Source organism: Prauserella salsuginis (assembly GCF_024648885.1).
GTDB classification, from domain to species: Bacteria; Actinomycetota; Actinomycetes; order Mycobacteriales; family Pseudonocardiaceae; genus Prauserella; species Prauserella salsuginis.
Genome location: NZ_JANBBF010000010.1, coordinates 304,314 through 317,798 on the forward strand (window position 1 = coordinate 304,314; position 13,485 = coordinate 317,798).

The following is a 13,485-nucleotide window of genomic DNA, read 5'->3' on the forward strand; positions in this document are numbered from 1 at the left end:
CGCTCCCTCGGCGGGGCTTTCGCCGCCGGAGCGGAGGTCACGCGACCCGTCGTCACGGTGATCACCGTGCCAGTCCGAACTCACGGAGCTTGGTCGCGAGTTTCGCGGCGCCGTCGACGGTGCGGATCGTCGGGTTCAGCGCCTGGCCGGGGAGCCGCACGTAGCGTTTCCGCTTGACCGCGGTCATGTCCTGCGTGACCGGGTGGGATTCGAGGAAGTCGATTTTGGACTCGGCCGATTCCGCGGTCTGCTCGCGCCGGGTCAGATCGCCGAGCACGATGACGTCGGGGTCGCGTTCGGCGACGTTCTCCCAGCCCGACTGCGGCCACTCGGCGTGGGTGTCGTCGAACGCGTTGTCGGCGCCGACTGCACGGGTCATGATGCCCGGTGCACCGCAGCATCCGGCGAGGTACGGCGAGTCGGAGTTGGCGAACCAGTACAGCACCGACGTTCCGGACGCGTCGACGTCGAGGCCGTCGAGCCGTCGCTGCAGCCCGTCGATCAGCTGCTGCCCGCGCTGCTCGACGTCGAAGATCCGCGCCAGGTCGCGGATCTCGCCGTACAGCACGTCCATGGTGAGCGGTTTCGACCGGCTGCCGTCGCCGGAGCCGCTGTTGTCCTTCGCGGCGCAGTCGGTCGGCGAGAGGTACGTCGGCACTCCCAGCTCTTCGAACTGGTCGCGCGTGGCGACGCCGCCCTTGCCGAGCGTCGCGGCGAACGATCCGCTGACGAAGTCGGGCTCGGCGTCGAGCACCGATTCGAACGACGGCATGTTGTCGGCCAGCCGGGGAATGCCGTCGGCGGCCTGTTTCAACTCGGGCAGTACCGGATCGGTCCACATCGAGGTGCCGACGATGCGGTCCTCGAGGCCGAGGGAGAGCAGGATCTCGGTGCTCGCCTGGTTGAGGGATACGACGCGCTGCGGCGGTTCGTGCACCTCGGTGGTGCGTCCGCAGTTGTCGATCGTGCGCGGGAAGCCGGGCGCGGCCTGCTCTCGCCCGCCCGCGGGTCCGCCGCAGGCTGCGAGGCCCACGGTGAGGCAGGTCGACAGCAGCAGCGCCGCGGAGGTGCGGGCGGGGCGTGATCGTCGCGGGAAGATCGGCACAGCGTTCCCTTGATGTCGAGGGCCCATGCGCGGAGCCCGCAGTCGGACCGGTTACCGGCTCGCCGGAGCCGGGGCCAGCAGGTCTTCGGACTCGGGGTCGTCCGGCCGGAACGCCTTCCCGCCGCCCGCACGGGCCGTTGAGGCGCGTGCCAGGCTGCAGTGGCGTGTGTTCCGGCCGTCACCCTCACCGCTGCGCGTCAGCTCCGGATTCGCACCGGATTCCCTGACTCACGTCACCCGTGAGTGCGGCTGGCCTCTCGCGACGCTACCACCGGGTGGCGCGGGGCAGGCCGTCACGTGCGCACCCTCACCCCGGGTCGGCAGTCGCGTACTGAACGTCCACTTCGTACGGTGTGAACCCCAGCCTGCGGTAGACCGCCACCGCGGGCGCGTTGTCGCCCTCGACGTAGAGGATCACCTGGCTCAGACCACGTTCGGCCAGGTGGTGCAGGCCCGCGACGGTCAGTGCGCGACCGAGACCGCCGCCCTGCGTGTCCGGGTCGACGCCGACGACGTACACCTCGCCGGCCGCCTTGCCGCCGAACTTCGCCGGGTTCGGCGGGTGGACCTTCGTCCAGTGGAAGCCGATCACGGTGCCCGCCCGTTCGGCGAGGAAGAACCCGTCGGCGTCGAACCAGTCCTCACGCTCGGTCGCGGCCAGGTCGTCGACCGTCAGCGCGCCCTGCTCCGGGTGCCAGTCGAACGCGCGGGCGTTGACGTCGATGACGGCCTGCTCGTCGGAGCCCGGCCGGAACGTGCGGAGGGTGACTCCCTCCGGAGGGGTCGGTTCGGGCCAGTCGGCGCCCGCCGTGTCGACGTGCATGATCAGCAGTTCGCGGCTGCGCAGCAGGCTGTGGTGTTGGGCGAGCCTGGCGGCGCCGGGCTGGTCGCCGTGCGCCCACACCCGGAGGTTCCGCGGGTACTCCGCCAGCAGCGCCTCGGTCAGTGCGGCGCCGTGGCCGCGGCGGCGGTGCTCGGGGTGTACGACGAGCTCGGCGACCTGTCTGCCGAAGGCGTCGCCCGACACGTCGACGTGGGCGACGCCGACGAGGTCACCGGCCACGGTGCCCAGTAGATATCGGCCGCCGGAGAATTCGCCGGGCAGCGGACCGTCCGGGTCGACCTCGGGTTTGCCGTCGACGCCGCGCGCCGCCGTCAGCAGCGTGCGCACCGCGGCGGTGCGTTCGTCGTCCAGGTTCTCGGCCCAGTGCAGCTCCAGCATGTCCGACAGGCTAGCCGGGCGGGCGCTGCCCGTGCCCCGATCGTCCGGCCCGTGGGACCGCGGCGCGTCGCCGGAGCCTGCCGCGTCGCTCGCCGGGCCGTGGAAGCCGGGATCGTGGACGCCGGGGCCGTCAGCGTCCGGAGTACTCGGCGGGGGCGGGTCCTGCCATGGGCCCTGTGGAGTGCCCCCCGCCGGGGTTACCCCCTTTTACCGGACCCGTTGACTTGGCGGGACGCTCGAACTTGTAGCCGACGTTGCGCACGGTGCCGATCATCTGCTCGTGCTCGGGGCCGAGCTTCGCGCGCAGTCGCCGCACGTGGACGTCCACGGTGCGGGTACCGCCGAAGAAGTCGTACCCCCACACCTCCTGCAGCAGCTGGGCACGCGTGAACACGCGGCCCGCGTGCTGGGCGAGGTACTTGAGCAGCTCGAACTCCTTGTAGGTGAGTTCGAGGGTGCGCTTGCGCAGCCGGGCGGTGTAGGTGGCCTCGTCGATCACCAGGTCGCCCACGCGCAGTTCGGCGTCGACCTGAGGGGCACCACCGTCGCGCGTCGTGGCCAGGCGCAGGCGGGCGTCGACCTCGGCGGGACCCGCGGTCGGCAGCAGGATGTCGTCGGTGCGCCACTCCGAGTTGACGGCGACGAGGCCGCCCTCGCCGACGACCGCGATGACCGGTGTCGTCGCCTCCTCGTCGCCTGCGCCCTTGAGCAGGCGGCTCAGGCTCTTGGCCGATGCGAGATCCGAGCGTGCGTCCAGCAGGATCACGTCGCGGTGACCTGCGTCCAGCAATGCGGTGACCTCGGGTGCGCGCACGCGTACGGTGTGCGGAAGCAGGTCGAGGGCGGGCAGCACCGAGGTGGCGTCGGATTCCGCAGTCAATACCAGCAGGTCCAGGCTCATGGCCACCGCCTCACAGTGTTTTGAGCGCCTCGGGTCGGGCTCGGGCTGGTTGTCAGTGACAATAGCGCCGACGCCCCGCGGGTGTCTGCAATCGTGAAACGGGCATCACAAATCGTGGAACGAGCAGCACGTGGGACGGTCATCACCACGTGGAACAGTCATCACACAGTGTCGTGCTTACGATTTCGCTGTCCGCCCCGATCACATTGTGTATGCCGGAGGTGTCGGCCGCTGCCGTTTCCAGTGTCCGACACAACCAGCCAGACGCCGATTGAGAGCCGCTTGTGAGTGACACCGTGTCCACCCCATCGAAGCCGTCCTCGCCACGTTCGGGGCGCCGCGTGCGCAGGATCGTGACGGTCGTGCTCGTGGTGGTGGCCGTGCTGGTCGGTGTCGATTTCGCCGGTGCGGCCTTCGCCGAGCACACGGTGTCGCAGAAGGCTCGCCAGCAGCTGGGCCTCGACAGCGATCCCGAGGTGGGCATCGGCGGGTTCCCGTTCCTCACGCAGGCGATCTCCGGCGAGTACGGCCACATCACCGTCGAGGCGAAGTCGGTGCCGGTCCAGGACGTGCTGCGCGACGTGGACATCAAGGCCGAGCTGTACGACGTCGACGCCCCGCTGTCGGACCTGACGCAGGGCAACGTCGACAACGTCACGATCGACCGGGTCGAGGGCGAGGTCACGCTCAAGGCCAGCGACATCAACCGGGTCAGCCCGCTGGACAACATCGAGGACCTGCAGATCGCCGCGTCCAGCGAGTCCTACGTGCGCAACGGCGAGGGTTCCGGTGAGCAGGCCACCGACCCCGACGACAGCGCGAACACCGGTGGCGACGCCGACAACGCCCCCGCCGACGGGTCCGGCGAAGGGGAAGGCTCCGACGGTGACGCCGCGAACGGGCAGAACGGTGACGACAACGACGACGGCTCCGCGGGGATCCGACTGTCGGGCAAGGTGCGGGTCGCGGGTGTCGAGCAGGAGATCTTCGCGTTCGCGATCATCGAGCTCGACGGCTCCAACGTGAAGATCACGCCGCACCGGTTGCAGTTCGGGAATGACCAGGAAACGACCGTTGTTCCCCAGGCGGTGCAGCAGCAGTTGCTGCCGAGCTTCGAGGCCGACATCAACACCGGCGACCTGCCGTTCACCGTGACGCCCACCGCCGTGGCGGCATCGCCGGACGGCATCACCGTGCGCGGCGAGGCGAAGGATGTCAGGTTCACCGGCGGGGACGCTTCCCGCTGACGGGTCTCTCCGGCGGCGCTGCGGCCGGTAGTGGGTACGACGGGAGGAACGGATGACGGGATTGATCGTCGCCGGCGTGACGATCGTCGCCGCGGTCGTCGTCGGCCTGGTCGTGCGTTCCCGCAATGGGCGGATCCGCACCTCCGGCGACGGCGGGACCGTGACGTCCGCCGCCCCGGGCGGGCGCGCGCAGGACGGAGTCGCGCCGGACGGAGTGTCGGCCGACGGAGCCGCGCTGGCCGGGCTGCCCGCCGATGTGCGGGACGCGCTCACCGGCGAGCCCGCGGACGTGACGCTGGTGCAGCTCTCGACGACCTTCTGCGCCCCGTGCAGGCAGGCGCGGGCACTGCTCACGCACGTCGCGGAACGCACCGACGGCCTGCGCCACGTCGACCTCGACGTCACCGACAAGCCCGGCATCGCCCGCGACCTGGGCGTGCTGCGCACGCCGACCACGATCGCCTACGCCCGATCGGGTGTGGAATTACTGCGTGTGTCCGGTGTGCCGAAGCAGGAGGAACTGCTCGCTGCACTGGAACCGCGACTGTCGGGTGCCCGACGGCCCATCGCGGAGCGCCCCGAAGGCGGCCGTCCCACAGAATGAACACGGTTCCCGCTCCTGGGAAGCCTGAGTAGGCTTGCCGCCGTGGACAGGCCGGATTCTCACCTCCTCGCGCTGGGTGTCGAACTCACCCAGCGGCGCGCGGTTGACTTCTGCCGCGTGCGTAGCAGCCTGTGTACGTCGGCTCACGCACCGAGTCGGCAGTGCGCGCGCAGCTCGAGTCGCTGACTCCGCCGCAGGAGGCAGCCAGTCCAGGAGGTGTCATGTCCACCCAGCCAGCGGTCGACCCGCGTGGTCCCCGGTTCGCCGCGATCGTCACCACGGTCGTGCTGGTGGTGGTGCTCGCAACCGACTGGTGGCCACTGCTGGCTGCGCAGACGGTGGTCTTCGCGATCGGCGCGTTCGTCGGGCTCAGGCCTGCGCCGTACTCGGTGCTGTACCGGCTGCTGGTCGCGCCGCGACTGCAGCCGACCGGCGAGCGTGAGGACGCGGCGCCGCTGCGGTTCGCCCAGGCGGTGGGGTTCGCGTTCGCGCTGGTGGGAACCATCGGGTATGCCTTTGGCGTGACCGCGGTCGGCATCGTCGCCACGGCGCTGGCCCTGTTCGCGGCATTCCTCAACGCTGCGTTCGGCTTCTGCCTCGGTTGCGAGATGTACCTGCTGCTGCAGCGCCTCTCGCCGCGTGCGGGGAGTGCCTCGTGACAGGTGCCCGCCGCACCGCCCGGTCCGCCACACCGCGGGCAGCAACACCGACATCAGCAACACCGACAGTCGCATTCGCATCCGAACACGAGTAACAGAAAGTGAGTTCCGCTCCATGAGCCGTGAAGACGTCCTGGTCACTACGCAGTGGGCCGAGGAGAACCTGAACACCCCGGGTGTCGTGTTCGCCGAGGTCGATGAAGACACGACCGCGTACGAAGGCGGTCACATCCCGGGCGCCGTCCGGATCGACTGGAAGACCGAACTGCAGGACCAGGTGCGCCGCGACTTCGTCGACAAGGCGGGCTTCGAGAAGCTGCTGTCGGCCAAGGGAATCAGCAACGACGACCTCGTGATCCTGTACGGCGGCAACAACAACTGGTTCGCCGCGTACGCCTACTGGTACTTCAAGCTCTACGGCCACGACAAGGTCAAGCTGCTCGACGGCGGCCGCAAGAAGTGGGAGCTCGACGGCCGCGACCTGGTCAAGGAGGTTCCGGACCGGCCCGCCACGGACTACAAGGCGTCCGACCAGGACCTGTCGCTGCGCGCCTTCCGCGACGAGGTCGTCGACGCGATCAGCACCAAGAACCTCGTCGACGTGCGTTCGCCCGACGAGTTCTCCGGCAAGCTGCTCGCCCCGGCGCACCTGCCGCAGGAGTCGGCGCAGCGTGCGGGGCACATCCCGTCGGCGCTGAACGTGCCGTGGGCGCAGACTGCCAACGAGGACGGCACCTTCAAGACCGCCGATGAGCTCAAGGAGCTCTACGAGGAGGCGGGCCTGGACACCTCCAAGGCGACGATCGCCTACTGCCGCATCGGCGAGCGCTCCAGCCACACGTGGTTCGCGCTGCACGAGCTGATGGGCCTGAAGGACGTCAAGAACTACGACGGTTCGTGGACCGAGTACGGCTCGCTGGTCGGCGTGCCGGTCGAGACCGGTTCGAACGGAGGAAAGTGACATGACGGACGGATGCGGAGCTCCCGAGCAGACGGCGGTCGTCACCGGTGAGGACACCGGTGACCAGGTCGTTGTCGCGGGCAAGGTGACCGGCGGCGAGGGTGCGCTCGGCGGCGCCTACGTGCGGCTGCTCAACGCCGACGGCGAGTTCGCGGGTGAGGTGCAGGCCTCCCCCGAGGGCGACTTCCGGTTCTACGCCGCGCCGGGCGAGTGGAAGGTGCGCGCGCTGCACCGCAGCGGCAACGGCGAGGCCACTGTCGACGCCGCGGGCCCCGGCCTGCACCAGGTGACGATCGCGGTCGCCTGAGCCGAACCGGGCACAGCCCCACCGGGCGCCGCCCGAACCGGGCACCGCCCGAACCGGGCACAGTCCCACCAGGGAAAACTCTACGGGTGTGGGCAGCCCTGAAGACGAGGAAGAGCCCCGCGGACCGGCCGGTCCGCGGGGCTCTTCCATGCGCATGTCCTGCACTCAGCACCGCGTGTCCTGCACTCAGCACCGCATGTCCTGCACTCAAGTCCGCGTTCCGGCGCTCAGCCATGCGTGTCCTGTGCCCGCCCGTCGCCCGCGACCGCCCCCCAATGGCGCACTGACACGCGGCGGCGCTCTCGCGTGCTCTGCACTCCTGTTGCAGATTTCTGGGCCGTGTTGTCCCCAAGGTTGTGGATAACGGGCGGAGCTGTGGACAAGTTGCCCCGGAGGCACGGTCACGGACACCTGCGCCCGAGCAGTTGCAGCAACCGTTTCGGCAGCGACACCGGAGCGCTGACCAGATTCATCGGCGCGAACGCGGGCGACACGAAGAACGCCTGCAGCATCTCCGTCGAGAAATCCGGAGCCTGATCGCGGAACCGGCGAGCCGAAGCGACCATGACTGTCCTTTCTCGACGTCGCGCACCCAGGAAGTGCGCGCCGTCGAACAGGGACATCAGCAGTGCGTCAGGGTTGTTGAAGCGGAACATCGGTGCGGCGATCTGGGGTGTGCGCGAGTGCGCGTCCGCGACGAGATCGGCGACGGGTCCGGAGTATCGGCGCACGGCCGCATACGGCAGCGCCACGGAGCCGACACCGAGGAGCGCCTGCGGCGCGGGCATGCTCCACGTGCTGCACTCGAAGACCGGTCCGACACCTCCATCGGGCCCCGCGACGCGGGTGGCCGCAGGAGGTTGCCATCGCAGGACGTCGGCGGTGGGGTTTACGGAGGCGGACCGCTGCGCCGGGTCCGCTGAGCTGAGTCCGTTGCGCCGAGCGCGTCGAGCCGCCATACCGAAGCCGCCACGCCGAAGCCGGATGTCGGCCGGCCAGGTCACCCCTGTGCGGCGCCGCCGCGGCCGTCGCCCGCCATGTGGCGCGAATCGTGGCTGGCGACCACGTCGGCAGGCGTCAGTTCCAGGACGACCCGCCGCGGGCTGGACAACAACTGCAGGAACCGGTCGGTGCCCGTGGGAGCGAGTCGGCGGGCGAGTGTCGGCAGCAGCTCGGCGACCGCGGCGGGATCGCGGTGCACAGTGACCTCGCCCCGCACCGACAGCATCCGCCGCCCCGGCAGGTCGGTGCCCGCGTTCGACACGACCACGCACGCGCGTGGGTCACGGTCGACGCCCCGCACCTGGGCGCGGCCGTCGACGCTCGTGAACCAGAAGCGCCCGTCGTCGTAGGCGAAGCTGAGTACGACGGCGGCGGGTGCGCCGTCGTCGGCGGTGAACACGAAGGTGCACTCGGTCTGCGTGCCGAGCAGTTCGGCGCGGGCGTCGGCGGTCAGCCGGGCACCGCGGAGGTCCTCGATGTCGCGGGTCCCCACCGGCGGCGGTGCTGCGCCGTCGCGACCTCCACGGCCTGTCTCGTCATCGTGCACTGCGACCACCCGTCCCTCCTGTCGCGCCTCCGCCGTCGACGCAGACACGGGTATTGATTATCACAATTTACCGCCGGATGTCACGGCACGGACCACCATGCGGCGCCCGTGTACGCAGCGTCGCCGGGGTCGGGTGCGGGTCCTCCGTAAGTATCGAATCCGTCGGTGAACCGCCGCGAAGGCGTTAACGTCGGCAGGGGGCCGATTCCCGCTTGGAGGGACGATGACGAGCTCGCGGAACAGCACCTCGCGGAACCGGACACTGTCGGCGCTGTCTGGGGCAGCACTCGTCACCGGACTGGTGATGGCCCCGGCGTCCGCGCTGGCCGCACCACCCGTGCCCGCCAACGACGCCGGCGGGCCCGCGGAAGTCGTCCGCTCCGACCTCGGTGCCGCCGCGATCGAATGCGAGACGGCCATGGGCACCGACCCGTTCTATCCCGGCGAATCGGCGTCGCAGATCTACGACGATCGCTACAGCCGCGGGGCGGCGGTGCCGTACCTCGACGAGGGCTTCACGCCACAGGGGCTCGGTTACTGGGAGGACTGGGACGGCAGTGGTGGAGACCTGCTGCTGGTCACGGCGTACAAGAGCGGTGAGCACTCGCGTATCTACGGCATCGAGGCCGGTAGCGGTGACCACATCGGGTCGGTCGACATCGCCGAGGCGCACGTCGGCGGCATCGCGGTGGTGGGCGGCTGGGCGTTCGTTCCGGGGAACGGGTCCGACCGCATCCGCAAGTACGACCTGGGAGAGCTGCGGACTGCGATGACCGAGGCGGGCATTCCGAATCTGGCGCAGACCGGCACGTCGCAGGAGGTGCCCGCGGCGTCGTTCCTCGGCTCCGGCGGCGACACGCTGTACTCCGGCAAGTTCAACGAGACCGGCCGCGGCTACATGCACGACTACTCGGTCGCCGCGGACGGCACCCTGACGCAGGGCACCGAGTACGAGGTGCCGAAGAAGACGCAGGGCATGACGGTGGCCGATGGCACGTTCATCTACAGCACCTCCTACGGCCGGACGAACCGCAGCAACATCTACACCGTCGACGAGGGCGCCACCGACATCGACCCGTCCGCGAAGTGCTACCGCGCTCCGAGCATGTCCGAAGGCGTGACCGACCACGGCGGCCGGCTCTACGTGCTGTACGAATCGGGCTCGTCGAAGTTCACCGACCCGGGCCCGCGCAACGACATCGAACACCTCCACGAAGCCGACGTCGCCGACGCGATCGACTTCTGAGGCCCGCGTTCGGCGCGCCGCGGCCTGGTCGGGGCCGGGCGAGGGGCCGGGCCGGCGGCCTCATGCCTGCGCGAGGAGCCGCTGTGCGGCGCCCGCGTCGGTGACGAGGGTGTTGACCATGCCCGACCGCAGCACCGCGGCGATGGCGTCGGCCTTGCCTGCCCCGCCGCCCAGGGCGATGACCTCGGGGACGCGTTTCAGTTCGGGGACGCCGACCGCCAGCACGTGGTGGCCGGGGTGACCGGCGAGTTCGTTGCCGTCGGCGTCGAAGAGCCGCGCGGCGACCTCGGCGACGGCGCCCTTGCGGGCCAGCTCCTCGCGCTGTTGTTGCCCGAGCACGCTGTAGACGGTGGATTGCCCGCTCCGCCACGCGCCGATGCTGACGACCGCCGTGGTGATCCTGGCGAACCGCTCGAACGCCTCGGCGATGCCGGGCTGTTGCCGCAGTGTCTGCGCGGTGCGGTGATCGGGCAGCACCAGTGGGCCGAAGATGGGGAATGCCTCGCCGCCGGACACCGCCGCGATCCGGCGGACCGTTTCGACGGAGCGGTCCGCCGAGTGCTCCCGGGTGTCGATCCGTGACGAGACGCCGCACAGCTGCACCACGGGACAGCGTGCGAGTCCGCGCAGGGAGTCGGTCATCGCGTTGACGGTCCGGGCCCAGACGACGCCCAGCACGTCGTCCTCCGTGATCAGCTCGGTCAGCAGGTCGGCGGCCATCGCACCGAGGTGCTTGCGCAACTCGATCTCGGTGCGCTGCGCTCGTTCGAGCACCAGGGCACGCCGCAGCCCGTACGCGGCCGCCACCTCGTCGGACAACGTCGGCTCGAGCGGCGCAGGCACGTCGAACTCGACCCTGATCAGCCCGCTGTCGCGTGCCTGGTCCAGGATTCTCGCCACCTTGAACCGGCTGATGCCGAACTCCTCGGCGATTTCCAGCTTCGATGTGCCCTGGACGTAGAACCGCCTGCCGATCGACGTGGCGAGCAACAATTCGGCCGGTCCAGGTCCCTCACGGCGCCCTGTCCTGCTCATATGAGCAACTTAGCACGAACTTCGCCTGGAAACGTTGACTTCACATCGAGCCGAAGCATTCAATGCAGCTGTCAGTCAACGTTCAGGCAGTGAGCAGCGGCGCTCAAGTGAGCGCCTATTCGGCTCGGGTTGACCCTGATCGGCCGCTCCGACGTCGCAGCGGATGCCACCGAGGTGACATCGGACAGGTCGTGGAGGCCGGAGGAACCGGGCCGGCACTGCCCGAGTGAGCATCAGGAGGGTGGCGCCTCATGCGGGCCGCGATCATCGATACGCCGGGCTCGGTACGCGTCGGCGACGTCCCAGACCCCAAGCCGGCCGACCACGACGTCGTCGTGGCCGTGGGCGCGTGCGGCATCTGCGGTACCGACCTGCACATCGCCGACGGGCATTTCCCGCCGACGCCGTACCCCATCGTCCCCGGTCACGAATTCGCAGGCCGGATCGTCGAGGTCGGAGCCAATGCGCCCGGCGGGTTCTCCGTCGGCGACCGCGTGGCCGTCGACCCGTCGCTGTTCTGCGGCCACTGCGGTCCGTGTCGCGCGGGCCACGGCAACCTGTGCGCCAACTGGGGCGCCACCGGCGACACCGTCGACGGCGCCTTCGCCGAGTACGTCGCCGTGCCCGCCGCCACCTGCTACCGCATGCCCGAGGGGATGACGTACCAGGAGGGCGCGCTCGTCGAACCGGTGTCGTGCGCGGTCCACGGCGTGCGGCGCATCGGCGTCGAGGCAGGCGAACGGTTCCTCGTGCTGGGGGCGGGCACGATGGGCCTGATCATGCAGCAGCTGCTGCAACGAGCGGGTGCGGCCGTCACGATGGTCGACCGCAACACCGAACGGCTCGGCAGGCCGCGCGAACTCGGTGCCGAGGTCGCGGTCGCGGACGTCTCCGAACTCGGCGACGAGAAGTTCGACGCCGCGGTGGACTGCACCGGTGCCGTCCCCGCGATCGAGGCCGCGTTCGACTCGCTGCGCCGCGGCGGCCGTCTCCTCGTGTTCGGGGTCGCACCCGAGGAGGCGCGCGTGTCGCTGTCGCCGTTCCGCATCTACAACGACGAGATCACCATCGTGGGCTCGATGGCGGTGCTGCACAGCTACGGCGCGGCGCTGAACCTCGTGGCCACCGGGGCGATCGACACGTCCTCGCTACTCACCGAGAGCCTGCCGCTGGAGCAGTTCGGCGACGCGCTGCAGCTCATGCGCAGCGGTCAGGGGCTGAAGACACAGGTGCTGCCGGGGGCGGCCGATGCGTAGGCCGAGGCCACGGCGACGCGGATTCCTCGCACGGTTGGGGATTCTGCTGACCGCCGTGCTGCCCGCAGCAGGGTGCGCGGGCGCGGGCGCGCTCGGCGCAGGCGGCGAGACGTTGGTCATCGCGATCGTGTCGAACCCGCAGATGGAGGACGCCGTCGCGCTCTCGCACCGCTTCGAGGCTGAGCACCCCGGTGTGCAGCTGAAGTTCGTGCAGCTGCCGGAGAACCAGGCACGCGCGAAGATCACCGCGTCGGTCGCCAACGAGGGCGGCGAGTTCGACGCCGTGATGATCAGCAACTACGAGACGCCGCAGTGGGCCGAGAACGGCTGGCTGGAGAACCTGCAGCCGCGCATCGACGCCGACCCGAGCTACGACACCGGCGACTTCATCCCGAGCATCCGGGAAGCACTCTCGCATCAGGGCGACATGTACGCCGTCCCGTTCTACGGCGAATCGTCCTTCGTCGCCTATCGCGAGGATCTGTTCGCGAAGGCGGGGCTGGAGATGCCCGCCAACCCGACATGGGAGCAGATTCGCGGTTTCGCGAAGCGCCTGCACGACCCGGAGCACGGCATCGCGGGCATCTGCCTGCGCGGCAAGCCCGGGTGGGGCGAGAGCCTCGCGCCGTTCAACACGGTCGTGAACACCTTCGGCGGCCGCTGGTACGACGAGAACTGGAACGCGAAGCTCGACTCGCCGGAGTTCCGCGAGGCATGGAACTTCTACATCGACCTGGTGCGCAACCACGGCGAGGTCGGCGCCTCCTCGGCGGGGTTCCAGGAGTGCGGCAACCGATACGGCCGTGGCCAGGCCGCCATGTGGTACGACGCGACCGTCATGGCCGGCACCAACGAGGACCCGCAGAGCAGCGAGGTCGTCGGCGAGTCGGGATACGCGCCCGCGCCGCGGCAGCAAACCGAGGCGGGTGGCTGGCTGTACACGTGGTCGCTCGCCATTCCGAAGGTCACGGAGAACAAGGACACGGCGTGGGAGTTCCTCCGCTGGATGACCGGCAAGGAGTTCGTGCAGACCGTCGGCGACGAGTTCGGGTGGAACCGCGTGCCCACCGGATCCCGGAACTCCACGTACGACATCCCGCAGTACCGGAAGGCCGCGGAAGCCTACGCACAGCCCACGTTAGACGCCATCAGCGTGGCCGACCAGCAGCACACGATGACGAAACCCGTGCCGTACGAGGGGATCCAGTTCCTGAGCATCCCCGAGTTCCAGGACCTCGGCACGCGGGTGTCGCAGCAGCTATCGGCCGCGATCGCAGGGCAGAAGACCCCGGAGGAAGCCCTTCAGCAGGCACACGAGTACGCGGTGACGGTCGGCAAGTCGTATCAGGAGAGCGGAGAATGACACCGAAACACACCGTGGCGGGAGGTGAGC

Annotated in this window: 14 protein-coding genes and 1 riboswitch; of the genes, 8 read left to right on the forward strand and 6 right to left on the reverse strand. The window is 69.7% G+C overall.

Going from position 1 to position 13,485, the window contains the following annotated elements:
* Positions 1 to 61: 61 nt before the first annotated feature.
* The 3 genes from LY40_RS12595 to LY40_RS12605 form a co-directional block, all read right to left on the reverse strand.
* Positions 62 to 1,105: an ABC transporter substrate-binding protein gene (locus LY40_RS12595; protein WP_258936961.1), complete on the reverse strand. Its 1,044-nt coding sequence runs from the start codon at positions 1,103 to 1,105 to the stop codon at positions 62 to 64.
* A gap of 77 nt (positions 1,106 to 1,182) precedes the next feature.
* A riboswitch (cobalamin riboswitch) is annotated at positions 1,183 to 1,352 on the reverse strand.
* Positions 1,353 to 1,412: 60 nt separating this feature from the next.
* Positions 1,413 to 2,327, reverse strand: a complete 915-nt coding sequence (mshD, locus tag LY40_RS12600; RefSeq protein WP_258936962.1) for a mycothiol synthase — start codon at positions 2,325 to 2,327, stop codon at positions 1,413 to 1,415.
* 130 nt (positions 2,328 to 2,457) lie between these two features.
* Entirely contained in the window at positions 2,458 to 3,228 is a 771-nt protein-coding gene (locus tag LY40_RS12605) for a winged helix-turn-helix transcriptional regulator (protein WP_258936963.1), read from the reverse strand.
* Between the two features lie 341 nt (positions 3,229 to 3,569).
* On the opposite strand from LY40_RS12605, the gene LY40_RS12610 reads away from it, so the two are divergent.
* The 5 genes from LY40_RS12610 to LY40_RS12630 all read left to right on the forward strand — a co-directional run bounded on the left by LY40_RS12610 (position 3,570) and on the right by LY40_RS12630 (position 7,006).
* Entirely contained in the window at positions 3,570 to 4,475 is a 906-nt protein-coding gene (locus tag LY40_RS12610; protein ID WP_258936964.1) for an LmeA family phospholipid-binding protein, read from the forward strand.
* Between the two features lie 52 nt (positions 4,476 to 4,527).
* Positions 4,528 to 5,079: a thioredoxin family protein gene (locus LY40_RS12615; protein ID WP_258936965.1), complete on the forward strand. Its 552-nt coding sequence runs from the start codon at positions 4,528 to 4,530 to the stop codon at positions 5,077 to 5,079.
* A gap of 221 nt (positions 5,080 to 5,300) precedes the next feature.
* Positions 5,301 to 5,738, forward strand: a complete 438-nt coding sequence (locus tag LY40_RS12620; protein ID WP_183781855.1) for a DUF4395 domain-containing protein — start codon at positions 5,301 to 5,303, stop codon at positions 5,736 to 5,738.
* A gap of 115 nt (positions 5,739 to 5,853) precedes the next feature.
* Positions 5,854 to 6,699, forward strand: coding sequence for a sulfurtransferase (locus LY40_RS12625; protein ID WP_183781858.1), 846 nt, complete (start codon positions 5,854 to 5,856; stop codon positions 6,697 to 6,699).
* A 1-nt stretch (position 6,700) separates the two neighbouring features.
* A complete protein-coding gene (locus tag LY40_RS12630; protein ID WP_183781861.1) occupies positions 6,701 to 7,006 on the forward strand; it encodes a DUF1416 domain-containing protein in 306 nt (101 codons plus the stop codon).
* 401 nt (positions 7,007 to 7,407) lie between these two features.
* Here the strand turns inward: LY40_RS12630 and LY40_RS12635 are convergent, their stop codons facing one another.
* On the reverse strand, positions 7,408 to 7,794 hold the full coding sequence (locus tag LY40_RS12635; RefSeq protein ID WP_183781864.1) for a hypothetical protein: 387 nt from the start codon (positions 7,792 to 7,794) through the stop codon (positions 7,408 to 7,410).
* A gap of 212 nt (positions 7,795 to 8,006) precedes the next feature.
* Positions 8,007 to 8,564: a pyridoxamine 5'-phosphate oxidase family protein gene (locus LY40_RS12640; RefSeq protein ID WP_258936966.1), complete on the reverse strand. Its 558-nt coding sequence runs from the start codon at positions 8,562 to 8,564 to the stop codon at positions 8,007 to 8,009.
* 214 nt (positions 8,565 to 8,778) lie between these two features.
* Here LY40_RS12640 and LY40_RS12645 point away from each other — a divergent pair, with 214 nt between their 5' ends.
* The gene (locus LY40_RS12645) at positions 8,779 to 9,801 is read left to right on the forward strand and encodes a hypothetical protein (RefSeq protein WP_258936967.1); all 1,023 of its coding nucleotides are present in this window, start codon (positions 8,779 to 8,781) and stop codon (positions 9,799 to 9,801) included.
* Positions 9,802 to 9,861: 60 nt separating this feature from the next.
* Here the strand turns inward: LY40_RS12645 and LY40_RS12650 are convergent, their stop codons facing one another.
* Entirely contained in the window at positions 9,862 to 10,836 is a 975-nt protein-coding gene (locus LY40_RS12650; protein ID WP_258936968.1) for a sugar-binding transcriptional regulator, read from the reverse strand.
* A gap of 251 nt (positions 10,837 to 11,087) precedes the next feature.
* Between LY40_RS12650 and LY40_RS12655 the strand changes: the two genes are divergently transcribed.
* Both LY40_RS12655 and LY40_RS12660 read left to right on the forward strand, forming a co-directional pair.
* The gene (locus LY40_RS12655; protein ID WP_183781877.1) at positions 11,088 to 12,092 is read left to right on the forward strand and encodes a zinc-dependent alcohol dehydrogenase family protein; all 1,005 of its coding nucleotides are present in this window, start codon (positions 11,088 to 11,090) and stop codon (positions 12,090 to 12,092) included.
* A complete protein-coding gene (locus tag LY40_RS12660) occupies positions 12,085 to 13,455 on the forward strand; it encodes an ABC transporter substrate-binding protein (protein WP_258936969.1) in 1,371 nt (456 codons plus the stop codon). Before LY40_RS12655 ends, LY40_RS12660 begins: the two co-directional genes overlap by 8 nt.
* The last annotated feature ends 30 nt before the right edge of the window (positions 13,456 to 13,485 follow it).